At 55.5% G+C, this 15,549-nt stretch carries 16 protein-coding genes; 15 read left to right on the forward strand and 1 reads right to left on the reverse strand.

Translation table 11 applies throughout. The features are described 5' to 3' along the window. Nucleotides 1-20 precede the first annotated feature (20 nt). A complete protein-coding gene (locus AB1598_12960; protein MEW6145918.1) occupies nucleotides 21-1,376 on the reverse strand; it encodes a hypothetical protein in 1,356 nt (451 codons plus the stop codon). Between the two features lie 247 nt (nucleotides 1,377-1,623). Here AB1598_12960 and AB1598_12965 point away from each other — a divergent pair, with 247 nt between their 5' ends. The 15 genes from AB1598_12965 (at nucleotide 1,624) to AB1598_13035 (ending at nucleotide 15,547) form a co-directional block, all read left to right on the forward strand. Next, on the forward strand, nucleotides 1,624-1,782 hold the full coding sequence (locus AB1598_12965; GenBank protein ID MEW6145919.1) for a hypothetical protein: 159 nt from the start codon (nucleotides 1,624-1,626) through the stop codon (nucleotides 1,780-1,782). Nucleotides 1,783-1,896: 114 nt separating this feature from the next. Beyond that, nucleotides 1,897-3,708 carry a DNA mismatch repair endonuclease MutL gene (gene mutL, locus AB1598_12970; GenBank protein MEW6145920.1) on the forward strand — a complete coding sequence of 604 codons (1,812 nt, stop codon included), beginning with the start codon at nucleotides 1,897-1,899 and terminating at the stop codon, nucleotides 3,706-3,708. Between the two features lie 3 nt (nucleotides 3,709-3,711). After that, complete coding sequence (locus tag AB1598_12975; GenBank protein ID MEW6145921.1) at nucleotides 3,712-4,323, forward strand: D-sedoheptulose 7-phosphate isomerase; 612 nt, start codon at nucleotides 3,712-3,714, stop codon at nucleotides 4,321-4,323. Between the two features lie 64 nt (nucleotides 4,324-4,387). Continuing rightward, on the forward strand, nucleotides 4,388-4,585 hold the full coding sequence (locus AB1598_12980) for a DNA gyrase inhibitor YacG (protein MEW6145922.1): 198 nt from the start codon (nucleotides 4,388-4,390) through the stop codon (nucleotides 4,583-4,585). Between the two features lie 42 nt (nucleotides 4,586-4,627). Further along, on the forward strand, nucleotides 4,628-5,200 hold the full coding sequence (gene efp / locus AB1598_12985; GenBank protein MEW6145923.1) for an elongation factor P: 573 nt from the start codon (nucleotides 4,628-4,630) through the stop codon (nucleotides 5,198-5,200). Nucleotides 5,201-5,412: 212 nt separating this feature from the next. Next, nucleotides 5,413-5,985, forward strand: a complete 573-nt coding sequence (locus tag AB1598_12990; GenBank protein ID MEW6145924.1) for a sigma-70 family RNA polymerase sigma factor — start codon at nucleotides 5,413-5,415, stop codon at nucleotides 5,983-5,985. Continuing rightward, on the forward strand, nucleotides 5,975-6,484 hold the full coding sequence (locus tag AB1598_12995; protein ID MEW6145925.1) for a zf-HC2 domain-containing protein: 510 nt from the start codon (nucleotides 5,975-5,977) through the stop codon (nucleotides 6,482-6,484). The genes AB1598_12990 and AB1598_12995 overlap by 11 nt, the downstream gene beginning before the upstream one ends. Further along, entirely contained in the window at nucleotides 6,481-6,897 is a 417-nt protein-coding gene (locus tag AB1598_13000) for a hypothetical protein (protein ID MEW6145926.1), read from the forward strand. The genes AB1598_12995 and AB1598_13000 overlap by 4 nt, the downstream gene beginning before the upstream one ends. Before the next feature lie 168 nt (nucleotides 6,898-7,065). Further along, entirely contained in the window at nucleotides 7,066-9,129 is a 2,064-nt protein-coding gene (locus AB1598_13005; GenBank protein ID MEW6145927.1) for a DUF3488 and transglutaminase-like domain-containing protein, read from the forward strand. A 132-nt stretch (nucleotides 9,130-9,261) separates the two neighbouring features. After that, complete coding sequence (rimP, locus tag AB1598_13010) at nucleotides 9,262-9,729, forward strand: ribosome maturation factor RimP (protein MEW6145928.1); 468 nt, start codon at nucleotides 9,262-9,264, stop codon at nucleotides 9,727-9,729. 11 nt (nucleotides 9,730-9,740) lie between these two features. Beyond that, nucleotides 9,741-11,063 carry a transcription termination factor NusA gene (gene nusA / locus AB1598_13015; protein ID MEW6145929.1) on the forward strand — a complete coding sequence of 441 codons (1,323 nt, stop codon included), beginning with the start codon at nucleotides 9,741-9,743 and terminating at the stop codon, nucleotides 11,061-11,063. Nucleotides 11,064-11,254: 191 nt separating this feature from the next. Continuing rightward, entirely contained in the window at nucleotides 11,255-13,903 is a 2,649-nt protein-coding gene (infB, locus tag AB1598_13020; protein ID MEW6145930.1) for a translation initiation factor IF-2, read from the forward strand. A gap of 11 nt (nucleotides 13,904-13,914) precedes the next feature. Then, a complete protein-coding gene (locus AB1598_13025; GenBank protein MEW6145931.1) occupies nucleotides 13,915-14,205 on the forward strand; it encodes a DUF503 domain-containing protein in 291 nt (96 codons plus the stop codon). Between the two features lie 15 nt (nucleotides 14,206-14,220). Then, a complete protein-coding gene (gene rbfA / locus AB1598_13030) occupies nucleotides 14,221-14,571 on the forward strand; it encodes a 30S ribosome-binding factor RbfA (GenBank protein ID MEW6145932.1) in 351 nt (116 codons plus the stop codon). Between the two features lies 1 nt (nucleotide 14,572). Next, on the forward strand, nucleotides 14,573-15,547 hold the full coding sequence (locus AB1598_13035) for a bifunctional oligoribonuclease/PAP phosphatase NrnA (GenBank protein ID MEW6145933.1): 975 nt from the start codon (nucleotides 14,573-14,575) through the stop codon (nucleotides 15,545-15,547). The last annotated feature ends 2 nt before the right edge of the window (nucleotides 15,548-15,549 follow it).

Consider the following 15,549-nt stretch of genomic DNA (forward strand, 5'->3'; position numbering starts at 1 on the left):
GCGACGGAAACCGGATACGGTTACTGCCCCATCGGCACTGCCGTGAGCACCTCTACCCTTATCTCCTGCGGGATCGCGTTAAGATAGCCCGCGTCAATGTTCTTGAACGTCTTAGTGCTATTGGCAGGCAGCACTTCGTAAATAGTGGTCTTGTTCGAGAACATCGGAGACTCTTCCTTGAAAGAGAAGAACTCTATTTTTATCTGGATCTTGGTATACGATATATCGCTCAGGTTCTGGAGTGTTATCTCGGACAGCTTCCCTATAGTGCCTGTTACTCCTCCCCCCCATTTGACGTCCGCAACCACAATGTCTTCTTCGGGGATCGGGACTTCCTCTTCGTACTCGTACTCTTCTTCCTCGCCCTCGGCGGCCTCTTCCTCTCCAGCCCCTTCGGCAGCGGCTTCTTCGCCGCCTTCACCCGTCATGGCTTCTTTCACGGATTCGGCTTCCCCTGCGGGCTCAGTGCCTTCTTCGGGCGGGGCCGGGACTTCGCCCCTTTCCTGAGCGAGCTTCTGCTTGTATCTCTCGGAGAGCGAGAGATCCTTCTGGCTCTCGGGCACCGTGCCTTCCTCGCCCGGGGCCGTGCCCTCTCCTGTGGCTGTGGTCTTCTTCTTTTTCTTCTTGACAGCTTTCTTCCCCTCTTTCTTGGCCATTTTGATCTTGAGCTCTTTTTCCGAGATCTGCTTCGCGCTCATGACGCTTATGTCGACGCTACGGGCATCGGGGTGTCTGAAGCCGACATTGATGTTGTTGTAAGTGCGCTCGCTGTTGGCGGGCAGGATATCGTGTATCACCGCTCTGCTCGTGAACCCCCTCACTCCGACCTTCGCACCGGGGATGCCCAGGAAATCGACCCTTATCTTTATGTCCTTCCAGTTATCCCTGCTCTTGTTCACAAGAGTAATGCTTTTAAGCACCCCTTCGGTGCCGTATTGTCCGCCCGTCCATTCCCACCCCTTCACCTGTATGAGGTCCTTCGCCTGTGCGGGCGTGCCCTTCTCAATGAGGTCCGCGCCTGCGACGCGGGCTATAGTATTCTGGAGCTCGGCGCTCATTATCCCGAACTTGATGTTGTAGAAGGTCTTCTCGCTCCCGTGGGGGAGTACGTCGTGAATAGTGCCTCTAATCGAGCCGAGCGGTATGTCGTTCTTCGTATAGAGGTCGACCTCGATTGCGATATTTTCGTAGTCGTATTTGCCTATGTTCTGGAGTGTGATCTCTTTCATGATTGCGGGCCTTCCCATGCCGCCCGAGGCCCACTTGTAGTCTTTTACGACGAGCACCCTCTTGGGCGATTCCAGTTCCCTGTCCGCCGCGCGAGCTCCCGGGGCTGAGAGGCCCGATAGTAAGACCGGGAGGAATATTGATGTCATGATAGAAAAACGTAAGCCGCGTCTGAGGGCATTCTTGATATTGCGTCCGGGAAAAAGGTGCATCGTATCTCCTTAATTTGACTGTGAGAATAGGATAAGATTATACATAATCGGAGTCGAAATTGTAGCGTTCGAATTTAATGGTTTTTCCTCAGCCGGTGCAGTTTTCCTTCCGATGCATGCGGGAGATCCGATCCACCGTCCATTACAATATTAATCCTTTTCGAGTAGATTATATATAGCCGGGATGCTGAAGGAATATCTAAGGATTCTAAAAAAACACTCGGACGATGTCTTCGGCGTAGGGGCGCGGACTACACTATCCGTCTACACCGTTCTCTCCATAGCCTGCGTCGTTATACCTGCGCTCTTCTTCCTCGTACTCATAATATCGAAGCTCTTTTGAAGGGCTTCCGTTAAAGCTTCGGGCTCTCCGGGCGCGTCGCATTCGGAACGCCCCGCCCCGCGCCCGCGCTCTTTTGACTCGTATTCCACTTTTATGTAAACTGGCTCGTACCAGATGGGTAAGATAAGGATTTTATCCGATAATCTTGTCTCCAAAATTGCGGCAGGGGAGATAGTGGAAAGGCCGGCCTCCGTTGTAAAAGAACTCGTGGAAAACTCGATCGACGCGGGAAGCAAAAGGATAGAGATAGATCTCGAATCCGGCGGGAAGAGGCTAATCAGGGTCTCGGACGACGGCGAGGGGATGACTAGGGACGATTCCCTCATGTCGATCGAGCGCCACGCGACGAGCAAGATAAGAGACGTCAAAGACCTCTTCTCCGTAAGCACGCTCGGGTTCAGGGGGGAGGCGATTCCCAGCATAGCGAGCGTATCCAGGTTCAGGATGACCACGAGGACGCACGACCAGGTGATAGGCACCGTGATCACGGTCGAGGGCGGCATCGTCAGAGGCGTCGAGGAAGCGGGAGCGCCTCCCGGCACGACTGTCGAAGTGAGGAATCTTTTCTACAACACCCCCGCAAGGCGCAAGTTCATGAGAAAGACCGAGACCGAGCTCTCGAACGTGCTTGATATCGTCGAGAGGGAATCCATATCCAGTCCCGGCATCGGCTTCGAACTCAAGAGCGAGGGCAGGACGCTCATCCGGCTCCCCGGGAGGGAGACCGTCTCCGACAGGGTATCCGAGCTCTATCCGGGGATCGCCCTCCATCCGGTCGCGGCCGGGGGCGGAGGCGTGCGCGTTTCGGGCTTCATGTCGGGCCCTCTCGACACGAGGTCCAATACGCAGAAGCTCTATACGTATGTGAACGGGAGGAGCGTCAGGGACAGGTTTCTCACGCGCATTCTTATAGATTCGTACGGCAGGATGCTCGAGAAGGGGAAGTTCCCCCAGGGAGTGCTCTTCATAGATATGCCTTCAGGCGGTGTGGACGTAAACGTCCATCCCGCGAAGAACGAAGTGAGGTTCGAGGACGCGAGGCTCGTCGGCGACCTCGTGAGGGAGTCGGTTGCCGGGCTTCTCGAGGGAGCGCCCTGGCTGGGCGGCCCGGGACACGGTTACGAGCGTGTACCGGCGGGTTACCCGGCCGCCCGCGAGACCGTGGCTGCCTACGGGAGCCGCACATTTGGTAACCGTGAGGATGAGCGCGGAATGAACGGTTTTCCGGCGTATAATCACGAGGAAGAAACGGCCGTCCACGGCGTCCCTTCGACGACACGCTTGCACGGCTATGCCCGGGAGGAAGACGCTGACCGCAAGGGTCTTTTCGGCGGGGCGGGGTTTTACTCGGACCTCAAGGTGCTGGGGCAGCTCGGTGACCTCTATATAATATGCGCATCGCCCGGAGGCATGATACTCGTCGACCAGCATGCCGCCCATGAGAGGATCAATTACGAGCGACTTAAAAAAGCGTACGCGGGAGAGGGGTCGGTCCCCTCGCAGGACCTCCTCGTACCTGAGGTGCTCGAGCTCTCTCCCCACGAATCGGACATACTTTCGAGGCACGGAGCCGAGCTCGGGCACCTGGGGCTCCGCATCGAGGGGTTCGGCGAGAACACGTTTATCGTCAGGAGCGTCCCGGCTATCCTGAAAAACACCGACCTCAAACGTCTCGTGAGAGACATCGTATCGGAGATAAAGGAGTCGGGTGCGGAGAAGAGCCTTACGGACAAAATAGATACGGTGATTTCAACCATGGCGTGCCACTCTTCGATAAGGGCGAACTACGAGCTCAATCCCGAGAAGATGAGGGCGCTGCTTCAGGAGCTCGACCTCGCCCGGTTCCCGCATTCCTGCCCCCACGGGAGGCCAGTTGCGAGAGAGCTTTCCTACACGGACATAGAGAGGATGTTCAAAAGGACATAAGACATGAAGGAACGTATTATATCGAGACTCAGGGAAAGCGCCGATATAAAGCTCCGCTTCGCGAAGGAATCCGTGGCGGAGGTGCAGGAAGCCGCTTCGACCATAATCAAGTCGCTGAGGTCGGGCGGGAAGGTGCTGATCTTCGGCAACGGGGGGAGCGCGGCCGACTCGCAGCATATCGCGGCCGAATTCGTGAACAGGTACTCTAAGTTAAGGAAGGCGCTCCCGGCCCTTGCGCTTACGACCGACTCTTCCATACTCACGTCCGTACCCAACGACGGCTCCTTCGACGACGTGTTTTCGCGGCAGATCGAAGCGCTCGGGGTCAAGGGGGATGTAGCCTGGGGCATAACCACGAGCGGGAAATCGGAAAACGTGCTCAAAGCCTTCAAGACCGCCGGGACAATGGGGCTGAAAACGATCGCTTTCACGGGGCAGGACAGGAGCAGGGTCGAAAAGGCGGTCGACTGCTGCGTAAGCGTCCCTTCCAAGTCCACCCCCAGGGTGCAGGAGCTCCACATTACGCTCGCGCACATAGTATGCGAGCTCGTTGAGGAGTCGCTTGCCGCGAAGAAGGAGCCTTCCAGGAAAGAGGCGCCCAAGGCCGAGACCTGAGGCCGCTGTATAAAGCGATTTTCGACCTGTCCTTGAAATGTCGGATTCATAGGAAATAATTTCAGTGCCCGTGGAAACGAGATGCCCCAAGTGCGGCAAGCTTTCTCCCTGGGAAGGGAATAAGTGGAGGCCCTTCTGCTCCGAGAGGTGCAAGATGGCCGACCTCGGCGCGTGGGTGACCGAAGGCTACAGGATACCGGGCGGCCATGATGACGTCGGGGAACCCGATGAAAACGCCCACGACGATGAAGAGGATGAATAGTCCCGGGTTTAGACTTTAAATAAATCAGGAGGTAAGCATTAGATGGCAGTAGTACAGACTAATCAGTTCCATAAAGGCCTCAAGATAGAATACGAGGGCGGGATATGGGAGATAATCGAATACAGTCATTCCAAGATGGCGCAGAGGAGCGCCGTAATGAAGACTAAAATAAGAAACGTGGTAACGGGGGCCGTCCAGGAGAAGAACTTCAGGTCGGGCGATTCTTTCCGCGTGCCCGATACGGAGAGGAAGTCGATGCAGTTCCTCTATAAAGACGAGATCGGGTTTCACTTCATGGACCTCGAAACATACGAGCAGAACACACTGAGCGCGGCCCAGGTGGGAGAGGTGGCGAGCTTCATTAAAGAGCAGCAGGAGGTGACGGTCCTCTATTTCAACGGCGAGCCCATGGGAGTCGAGCTCCCGACGGCGGTCGAGCTCGAGATAAAGGACACTGAGCCCGGCATGAGGGGCGACACCGTCACAGGAGCGACGAAACCCGCCGTGCTCGAAACAGGCGCCACGATTCAGGTACCCTTGTTTATAGATGTCGGAGACGTAATAAAGGTCGATACAAGGACAGGGGCGTATCTGGAGAGAATGAAAAAGAAATAGATTGTCAGTGAATTAAATATATTGACAACCAGTCATGCGTCGATTATTCCGGTTGCGAACGTTCTGACCCGGCCCGATTCGAAATGCAGGGCCGGGGTCGGCGCGAATTGCATATCCTGCATTTCCTCTTGCAGATTCAGTTACAAGCGGGAATCCCCGAAACCTTTTCCGAAATCTTAAGTTAATAAATAACAAGGCTGAATTGGCTCCAAATGGACATTGACATTGAGCTTATGCTGAGGACAAAGTCTGGGGACGACGGTGCATTCAGCGAATTGATGAGGAGGCATTACAAAGGGGTTGTGAATTATATATACAGATATACAAATCTCAAAGAAAATTCCGAGGACCTCGCCCAGGAGGTTTTCCTGAGAATTTACAAATCCAGGAAGAGCTACAGGCCCGACGCCAAGTTCTCGACGTGGCTCTACAAGATCGCGACCAACGTGAGCCTCACGCACGTAAGGAAAAAGAACGTAAGCCTGAGCCTGGACGAGCTCAACGACGAGAAGGGCGAAATCGGGGACCCGGAGCTCGATATCGCCGACGATCTGATCTACAGAAAGGAGATAAAGGACGTAATATTTGAGGCTATGGAGTCTTTGCCTGAGAGGGAGAAAGTTGCTATTATGCTCTGTAAATACGAGGGGCTCTCTTACGAAGAGGTCTCCCAGGTGCTCGAGTGCACCGTGGGCGCGGTCAAGGCCTACGTTCACAGGGGCAGGATGAAGCTGATAGAAAGGCTTAAGCCTTACTTGCCCGGAGGAGGAGAGTATGGAGTGTAGGGATTACAGGGAGCTCATAATCGGCTACTCTTCAGGCGATTTGCCCGACGCCGAAAGATCTTCGGTCGAGGCTCATATAGGCGGATGCGAGGAGTGCAGGCTCTACCTCTCACGGTCAGAGCGCGTCTGGGATCTTCTCGACGGCTGGCAGGGGGTCGAGCCCCGGAGCGACTTCGTTTCGGGCTTCTGGGTGCGCGTGGCCCGTGAAGAGAGGGAGTCGGGCTCGGGCTTCTTCGCCCGCTTTAAAAAGCTCAAGTTCAACCTCGCCCTCGCAGGCGCTCTCGCGACGGTGATTATAGTGGGGATGTTTACGTTCGTATTATTCAAACCGGATTCCGGATTCAGGGGCTATGCCGAAAATGACGCCGAGGACGAGCAGATACTGCTCGAGCTTGACAGCGCCACATCTAGGGAGACCGCTGATGCGTTGTCCATATACGGCCCGTGGGAAAACAGGGTCGAAATCATGAAAATAAACGGCTACGGAGATATGAATTGAGGGTATCGCTTGCATTGGCAATAGCCACCTGTCTATTATCGGTAAATGCTTTTGGATTTATAAGCGGCGAGATCCATTATAAATGGTGGAAGAACCCCAGGATTAAAGAGGAGATGGAGCTCACGGATAAACAGGTCGAGTCCATAGAGGAAATCTTTTCTTCCTACAGGGAGCAGATAATACTCTTCCAGAGGGAGCTCAAGAGGGAAGAGGCCGAGCTGCTCACGGTTCTGAGAAAGCCCGAATGCTCGAGGGACGAGGTGATGGAGATAACCGACCATATAGAGGACATGAAGGCGACCCTCACACGCATCAAGATAGAGATGTATCTCAAGATTAAAAACGTGCTCACTCCCGATCAGGAGAAAACCCTTCATATCATCAAGGATAGGTATAGAGGGAGGTCGCACTGAGTAATGCGTCCCCGGTCCGGGTAAGCGTATAGACGCCCCGCATACTTGTCGCAGGCTCCCTTAATTACCCCGGCAATGCGATATTTACACCCCCTTTAATGGGTATAGAATTTAATCCGGGGGGAGTGCCCCCCGCCCGAAATCTTCGCTTGCCGGAGCCGGTCAGAGATGAGAGTCTCCCATGCGCTCACGATATTCACTCACCTTATGGCCCTGGCGGGCTTCCTTTCGATCTCGCTCACGGGCGCGGTCGGCCGGCCGGTCATAGCCGTATTTTCGATTTCCCTTGCCCTGAGCTTCTACAACGAAAGATACGGGAAGGGCTATTATATCGGCCACGGCTTATCCACCGCGCTCGCCTTTCTCCTCGTCCTCTACGCCGCGTCGGGCGTTTTTCTCTTAGGCGTCGAGCTTTTCAAAGCCATACTCGAATTCCTCATTTTCGTCCAGGTCCTGAAGCTCCTCGGCAGAAAGCAAATGAGGGACATAATACAGATCTACGCGCTCAGCTTTTTTCAATTCGTGGCCGGGACCGTAGTCACCGTCAGTTTTTCGTACTCGGCCGCATTCGTGCTCTACATAGCGGTCGCCGTGTGCGCGATTATCGTCTTTGAGATGAGGAGGGGCGCGATCGAGGCCGGGAGCCCGGGCGATAGCGACCCGGGGCTTGTCACCCCTCCTTTCCTCGGCACCGCTTTCGTTCTGAGCATCTGCATCCTCCTCACGGCGGCGCTCATATTCATATCCGTCCCGAGGCTTCGGGGGAGCTACTTCAGCTCGGGCTTCCTCAGGACCGGGGAGCTCCGGAGCGGCTTCTCGGACGAGGTCAGGCTCGGCAGGGTAGGCGAGATCAAGTTAGACGGCTCGCCCGTGATGATGGTCAGGGTTCTCGACCGCGAGATAGCCGACGTCCCCTATCCCGTCTACTGGAGGGGCGTGGCGCTCGAGGAATTCGACGGGGAGTCCTGGCGGTCGGGCTCGGCCGGCTACAGTATATATAAGCCGGGCCCTGACGGAAGGGTCGCCGTCGGCGGCAATGCGGCCGGGAAGAAGGGGGATATTCTCGAGCAGGAAATAATAACGGAGCCCCTCGATACGGACGTCCTTTTTTCAGCCAATTTCCCGCTCGGCTTCGGTTCCGTCCCGGGGGGCAGGGTGGCCGCGGTCAACGACTCGTACAGCCTCCGCGACAGGGTATCGTACAGGATAAAATACTACGCCGTCTCCGATATAGGCGCGCCTTCGCCGGACGAGCTCAGGAATGACGATTCGGCGTATCCTGACGGCATGGACGCTTATCTCAAACTCCCGCCGCTCGGGAGCCGGGTAAAGGAGCTCACGCTCGAGATCACTTCTCCGGAAAGTAACGCATACGACAAGGCCCTCTCGATAAAACGCTATCTGCTCGCGAATTACTCCTACACGCGGACGCTCGAGCCGGGCTCCCGGGGGTTCCCCATCGAGGATTTCCTGTTTGCGGGAAAAGAGGGACACTGCGAGTATTTTGCGACGGCTATGGCGGTTCTTTTGAGGGAAGCCGGTATCCCGTCGAGGGTCGTGAACGGCTTTATAGGCGGGTCTCCGAACGAGCACGGGAATTTTTTCCTCGTCCGCGAGAGCGACGCCCATTCGTGGGTCGAGGCGTATTTCCCGGAGCACGGGTGGGTAACGTTCGATCCCACCCCCGAAGGCGCGGTCAGCCCGGCCCCCGGCCTGTTCCCCCTCGTTTCCTCCTACGTCGATTACCTGAGATACAGGTGGAGCAGGTACGTGATCGATTTCAGCGAAGGGGATCAGATGAGGCTGCTGAATGAGGCCCGGGACAAGTGGAGCTGGAAGAAAAAAACGCTCTTCGTCGACAGGGGCGGTAAATCCCTGTTCGGATACAGGGCTGCCGCTATTATCGCGGTACTCGTCCTCTGCTTATGGCTCGCTTCATCCGGGCCGGGTATTAAATCGAGGCTCCGTCTTCGGAGCAAAAGTTCCCGGGATAAGGCCTCGGGCATATATAGGCAGGCGCTCGCATATCTCTCGCGAAAGGGCTTCCCAAAGCCCGAGTCTATGACGGCGAGCGAATTCTCCGAGTCGCTCGTCAAATCCGGCCACCCCGCCTCTTCGGTGATGAAGCTTCTCACGGATAAGTACCTGGCGCTCAGATACGGCGGATCCGCCGATGAAGAAGGGCTCAGGCTCCTCTCAGGACTTCTCGGAAGATTGAGGAGAAATACCTGATATAGGGCTTTCCGGGCGTCTCCCCGGCCCTGGCCGGCCGGCCTCCGTCCTTGCCCATTCATGTCTATTAGGGTAAAATCATAAGACAAAAGCGGGTACGTCCCGCTTTTTTAATTGAGAGAGCAAGGCGCGATGGCTCCACGGGAAAACGATATCTTGTTTAATGTCAGGGAGTTGCTAGAGCCGCTCCTTGCGGGCAAGAATCTCGAGCTCTTCGATTTAGAGTTCAAGGGGCAGGGTAAAAACGGCGTTCTGAGGGTGTTCATAGACAAGGAAGGCGGAGTGACCATAGACGACTGCGCACTCGTCTCGAGGGAGCTCGGGACTCTCCTCGATATACACGACATGATACCCGGCTCCTACACCCTCGAGGTCTCCTCGCCCGGCCTTACGAGGGCGCTCAGGAAACCCGAGGATTTTTTAAGATTCATTGGAAAGAAAGTGAGAATTAAAACGAACAAGGATTTTGAAAGAAGGAAAATATTTATAGGCAAACTCTTGGAATTCAACGACGGTCTTGTGACCGTTGAGACGGAAGCGGGCAATTTCTCCATACCGTACATTGATATTGAAAGGGCTAACCTGGAGCTCGACTTCTAAGGGGGCAATAAATGGCTACGATGACGGAATTAAGCCGTGTGATGGATTCTGTTTGTAAAGACAAGGGCATAGAGAGGGGAGAGATCGTAAGCGCGGTCGAGGAAGCCGTGCTCTCAGCTGCCCAGAAGCTTTTCCGTATGCAGGACAAGGAAAAGGAGCTGGAGGTGCATTTTAACGAAGACGACGGCGACGTGGAGCTCTTCGAATTCAAGACCGTTGTGGAGGAAATTTCGGACCCGGACATTGAAATCGCTATCGACGAGGCCGTCAAGCTCGACCCCGAAGCCGAGCTCGGCGACCAGATAGGCGTGAAGATAAATCCGGATTTCACGAGGATAGCGATACAGAACGCGAAGCAGAAGATACTGCAGAGCATAAAAGAGGCCGAGGGCAAGGTAATTTACGAGGAGTTCAAGAACAGGAGAGGGGAGCTCATAAGCGGCATAGTGAGGCGTGTGGAAAGAAAGAACATAATCGTCGATCTCGGCAGGACTGAGGCGATACTCCCGCCCGAGCAGCAGGTCCCTAGGGAATACTACAAGCCCAAGGAGAGGCTCCGGGCCATACTTTACGAGATCAAGGAGACCAAAAGGGGCCCGCAGCTCATCCTCTCGCGCTCCCACCGCGATTTCGTGCGCAAGCTCTTCGAGTCCGAAGTGCCCGAGATAGGCGATCAGATAGTGATAATAAAAGCCATAGCGAGGGACCCGGGGGGCCGCACGAAAATAGCGGTCACCTCGAACGATCCGGACGTCGACCCGGTGGGCGCATGCGTCGGGATGAGGGGGGCTAGGGTCCAGAACGTGATACAGGAGCTCAAGGGAGAGAAAATAGACATAGTCCCATGGTCTTCGGACGCGGCGAGGTTCGCATGCAATGCGCTCTCCCCTGCCAGGGTGAGCAAGGTGATAATAGACGACGAAAACAAGTCAATGGAGATAATCGTGAACGACGACCAGCTCTCTCTCGCCATAGGGAGAAGGGGCCAGAACGTCAGGCTCGCCTCCCAGCTCTGTGAATGGAAGATCGACATTAAGACGGAGTCTCAGGTCAAGCGCGAGCAGCAGGAAGTGGTCACCCTCCTGATGTCGCTGCCCAACGTGAAGGAAGTGACGGCCAATCTCTTATACGGCGAGGGGTTCCATAAGCTCGAGGACATCGCCTTCGCCGATCCGGAGACGCTCGTGAGGTCGGCAGGGCTAAAGAGCGAAGAGGACGCTCTCAAGCTGCAGACCGCTGCCAGGATAGCGCTCAAGGACAAGCTGGAGCAGATGTCGTTCACCGAGGCCGAAGCTCCCGAGGCCGAGAGCGGTAACGCGCTGGAGCAGGAATAACGGCTGCCGTTTCATACAAACAGACCTGATTTTGCCGGATGGGCTAAGGGAAAACCAAAGAGATTACTATATATCGCTTCCGCATCAGTCTCGCTTTTGCAATAGCTTGTAAACTTTGGTACTCTTTTCTGGATAAGCTTAACTTTTTTAATTTATTGTAAATATGCAGTTGTGTTGAGGGTGCTTTATATATGTCTAATGTAAGAGTCTACGAGCTCTCGAAGGATCTGAATAAATCGAACACCGAAATACTGAACGTGGCGAAAGGCCTGGGTATTTCCGTAAAGAGCCACGCAAGCTCAATTACCGAAGAGGAAGCGAAAAAGATAAAGGACAAGATAGCTTCTTCGGGCGGGGGAGGCGCGGCCTCGGCGCAAAAACCCGCCGAAGAAGAGAAAGAGAAGGTCAGGGTATTCCGCTCTGAAAAAGGGGAAGAGACGGTTGAGCGGAGACAGGGCGAAAGGGTGGTGCTTCGGAGGAAGAAGAAGCTGGAGGAGCCCGCGGAAGCGGAAGTCAAGGAGACGCTGCCTGAAGTCCCCGGGAAGCAGCAGGAAGAATCCGCAGGCCGATTAAAAGAGGCTGCGCTGGGTCAGCCGTCCGGAATACCGGAGGCTCCCGTGGAGCCTGTGCCCGGCGAAGCGGCCCTCCCTGCCGAGTCCGAGGAAGAGGGCCTGGAGCAGGCGGAAACCGAATTCATGGAAATGCCCCTCGCCGAAGAAGCTCAGGAAGAAGCCCCACCTGGACTTGAAGCGGGCGAAGCCGCCGAGGAGAAGGTTGAAAAGGACGAAGGCGATGAGGCGGCCAAGAAGGCAAAGAAAAAGGGACGCAGGGTCAAACCGAAAAGGGAAGAAATTATTGACGAAGATACGCTCGAGGAGCTGAGGAAGGCGTTCAGGACGAAGCTCCCCGGCAGAAAGAGAGAATATCTGGTAGAAGACAGGCGTGCGAGGTCGCGTACTACGGCCAGCACCGCGCACAGGGAAAAGACGTTCGAAAGGAATAACAAGGAAATCTTCAGAACAAGAGAGCACATGCCGGAAATAAACGAAGCTGCAAGGGTTATACCGTTCCCGGCGAAACCGGCCAGACGGACACTGAAAATAGGCGAATCCATCAACTTGGGCGAGCTTGCGAGAATGATGGGCGTGAAAGCGGGCGACCTGATCAAGAAGCTCATAACAATGGGCGTAAGGACGACGCTCAACCAGGCGCTCGACCATGAGACGGCGACACTCGTAGCCGAGGAGTTCGGCTTCGACGTTTCGGTCGATATATTCGAGGAGAAGGATATACTCCTTGAGACCTACCCCGAAGAGACCGAAAGGCTCCTCACTCAGAGGCCCCCCGTGGTAACGGTTATGGGGCACGTCGATCACGGCAAGACGACCCTTCTCGACGCGATCAGGGAAACGAACGTGGTCGCTGGCGAAGCGGGAGGCATCACGCAGCACATCGGGGCGTATTCGGTCGACGTGGACGGGAGAAAGGTTTCGTTCGTCGACACCCCCGGCCACGAAGCCTTCACGGCCATGAGGGCCCGCGGAGCGAAGGTCACGGACGTCGTGATCCTCGTGGTGGCGGCCGACGACGGGGTCATGCCGCAGACAATAGAGGCTGTAAACCACGCGAGGGCCGCCCAGGTCCCGATAATAGTCGCGGTAAATAAAATTGACAAACCTGAAGCGAATACGGAAAGAATTAAGAGACAGTTATCCGAGATCGGCCTTTTATCTGAGGAATGGGGGGGCGATACGCTCTTCGCGGAGGTCTCGGCCAAGCAGAAGAAGGGCATAAGGGAGCTTCTCGAGCTGGTCCTCCTTCAGGCGGACATACTCGAGCTAAAGGCGGACGCGTCCAAGAGGGCCAACGGTTTCGTCATAGAAGCCAAGCTCGATAAGGGCAGGGGACCCGTGGCCACGGTCATCGTCAAGGAGGGGACGCTTCGTGTCGGGGATTACGTGGTTTCGGGGATTACGTCGGGCAGGGTGAGGGCGCTCATCGACGATAAGGGCGGGCGCGTGAGCGAAGCCGGGCCCTCGATGCCTGTCGAGATAATGGGCCTATCGGGCGTGCCCGAGGCGGGTGATCTCTTCTATGTCGTAAAGGACGAAAGGGCGGCTAAGGACGTAGTCGCGCACAGGGAGATGAAGCAGAGGGAATCGGCCGCGGCCAGGGAAAGGAAGCCCTCTCTCGAGAACCTGTTCCAGAGCCTCGAGCAGGAAGAGGCGAAGGAGCTCGCATTAATAATCAAGGCGGACACGCAGGGGTCGGTCGAAGCCGTAACCGAATCCATAAGCAAGCTGAGCACGGAAAAATGCCAGGTGAAGATCGTCCACACGGGGGTAGGCGCGATAACCGAGACGGACGTCGCGCTCGCGAGCGCGTCAAACGCCATAATAGTCGGGTTCAACGTGAGGCCCGACGCCAAGTCGCTCGAGACGGCCGAGCGCGAAGGCGTGTCACTCGAGCTCCACACCATAATCTACAAGCTGATTGACAGGGTGAGGAGCGCCATGGAGGGGCTCCTCGAGCCGATAGTCAAGGAAAAGGTCACGGGACACGCCGAGGTCAGGGAGACGTTCAATATCTCCCGGATAGGCACTATCGCTGGCTGTATGGTCTCGGACGGGAAGGTCTCGAGAGACAACAGCGTCAGGGTGCTCAGGGACGGGGTCGTGATATTCGAAGGCAAGCTCGCATCGCTTAAGAGGTTTAAAGACGACGTTAGAGAGGTAAACACAGGGTATGAGTGCGGCATAGGCGTCGAGAGGTTCAACGACATCAAGGTCGGCGACACGCTCGAGTTCTACACTCATGAACATATCAAGCAAGAGCTCTGACCCGCATGTAGATGGTTATAGGCATACTCAGAATTGATTTATATATGAACGGCAACAGATCACTTAAAGCCAAGAGACAGATACTGAAAAGTCTTATCCAGAGAGTAAAATCCAGATACAACAACGTATCCATTTCGGAAGTGGGATCTCACGACCTCTGGCAGAAGGCTACTATAGGCGTCTCGCTCGTAGGCAACGAGTCGCGTTTCGTGAATTCCGTGCTCGACCAGGTGACTCAGTTCATAGAAACTACCGGGGTAGTCGAGATGGGGAACAGGGAATTCGAGATAATACATTTTTAGGAGACAGGTTCGGGGTTGACGGTCAAGAGGTCGCAGAGGATTTCGGACGAGATAGTGAAGGAAGTGTCCGGGATGATAGTAAGAGGTGAGCTGAAGGACCCGCGTATAAGCTCCGTATTCATAACCGGGGTAAAAATAACCGAGAACCTCAGCATGGCCGAGATATTCTTCACCGTTTTAGGGGGAGAAGCAGAGAAGTCGGACGCGCTCCTGGGGCTTCAGCATGCGAAAGGGTTCATCAGGAGCAAGCTCGCGAAAAGGCTAAGGATGAAGAAGATACCGGACATTAAATTCAGTTACGATAAAGCGCTTGAAAAAGGATACAAGGTAGACGAGATTTTGAGAGGGATTTCGGGTGAGCAGTGAGATGGAAACGGTATTGGGATTGATAAGGGGCGCCAGGCGGGTGCTGATTTCGTCGCACGAGAACCCGGACGGAGACGCAATAGGGTCGATGCTCGCGCTCGGTCTCGGGATCGAGCAGATGGGCAAGGAAGTCGTATACTACAATAAAGACGGCGTGCCCGAGCTCCTCCGTTTTCTCCCCCGGTCCGAGAGGATCGGCAATTCGATAGACGAGATTGAAGGGACGTTCGATCTCGTTTTCGCCGTCGACTGCACGGGGACGAACAGGGCGGGAGAGGAATTCGAGGACTTCATCAAGTCGGGGCGGTGCGGAAAGGTCGTAATAATGGACCACCATCAGACGAATAACTCCTCCGCCGACTTCCATCTCCTTGATCCCCGTTCTTCCTCTACGGGAATGATAGTCTATTCGGTGCTCAAGCACCTGCCGGTCGAAATCGACCGCGATATAGCGGAAAACGTGTACACGACTATAATCGGCGATACGGGATCGTTCAGGTACTCAAACACGAGCCCGGACACATTCAGGATGGCGGCGGAGCTCGTCGAGCGCGGCGCTGACCCCGCCGGGATTTCGGAAGCCCTCTTCGAAAGCGAGCCCTTGAGGAAGCTCAAGCTTATAGGGCTCGTGCTTCCCACGCTCGAGGTGTCCGAGGATAAAAAGATAGCTTCTGTCTACGTGGATAAAATAATGTTCTCGCAGTCGGGGGCACGGAGGGAAGATACGGAAGGGATAGTTAACATACCGAGGAGCATAAAGGGCGTCGAGGTCGCGATGCTGTTCAGGGAGGAGAGCGGCAGAGAAGGCTCCCTCTGGAAGGTGAGCTTCAGGTCGAAGGGGGAGGTGGACGTCGCCAGGATCGCCGAGGGATTCGGAGGTGGGGGCCATAAGAGGGCGGCCGGATGCACTCTCTCCGGGAATCTGGAAGAGGTCAAAAAAAGGATATTCGGCTCCATTCGGGAGGTGCTCCCTTGAAC

The sequence above is a fragment of the Thermodesulfobacteriota bacterium genome, assembly GCA_040754335.1.
Taxonomy (GTDB): Bacteria; Desulfobacterota_D; UBA1144; order Nemesobacterales; family UBA2774; genus 2-12-FULL-53-21.

What these genes read in the sequence shown, in the direction of transcription:
- infB (MEW6145930.1), top strand. Translation starts at nt 11,255, where the DNA reads ATGTCTAATGTAAGAGTCTACGAGCTCTCGAAGGATCTGAATAAATCG.
- AB1598_12975 (MEW6145921.1), top strand. Translation starts at nt 3,712, where the DNA reads ATGAAGGAACGTATTATATCGAGACTCAGGGAAAGCGCCGATATAAAG.
- AB1598_12965 (MEW6145919.1), top strand. Translation starts at nt 1,624, where the DNA reads ATGCTGAAGGAATATCTAAGGATTCTAAAAAAACACTCGGACGATGTC.
- AB1598_12995 (MEW6145925.1), top strand. Translation starts at nt 5,975, where the DNA reads ATGGAGTGTAGGGATTACAGGGAGCTCATAATCGGCTACTCTTCAGGC.
- nusA (MEW6145929.1), top strand. Translation starts at nt 9,741, where the DNA reads ATGGCTACGATGACGGAATTAAGCCGTGTGATGGATTCTGTTTGTAAA.
- AB1598_12990 (MEW6145924.1), top strand. Translation starts at nt 5,413, where the DNA reads ATGGACATTGACATTGAGCTTATGCTGAGGACAAAGTCTGGGGACGAC.
- AB1598_13025 (MEW6145931.1), top strand. Translation starts at nt 13,915, where the DNA reads ATGGTTATAGGCATACTCAGAATTGATTTATATATGAACGGCAACAGA.
- rimP (MEW6145928.1), top strand. Translation starts at nt 9,262, where the DNA reads ATGGCTCCACGGGAAAACGATATCTTGTTTAATGTCAGGGAGTTGCTA.
- efp (MEW6145923.1), top strand. Translation starts at nt 4,628, where the DNA reads ATGGCAGTAGTACAGACTAATCAGTTCCATAAAGGCCTCAAGATAGAA.
- AB1598_13005 (MEW6145927.1), top strand. Translation starts at nt 7,066, where the DNA reads ATGAGAGTCTCCCATGCGCTCACGATATTCACTCACCTTATGGCCCTG.
- mutL (MEW6145920.1), top strand. Translation starts at nt 1,897, where the DNA reads ATGGGTAAGATAAGGATTTTATCCGATAATCTTGTCTCCAAAATTGCG.
- AB1598_12960 (MEW6145918.1), bottom strand. Translation starts at nt 1,376, where the DNA reads ATGACATCAATATTCCTCCCGGTCTTACTATCGGGCCTCTCAGCCCCG.
- AB1598_13035 (MEW6145933.1), top strand. Translation starts at nt 14,573, where the DNA reads ATGGAAACGGTATTGGGATTGATAAGGGGCGCCAGGCGGGTGCTGATT.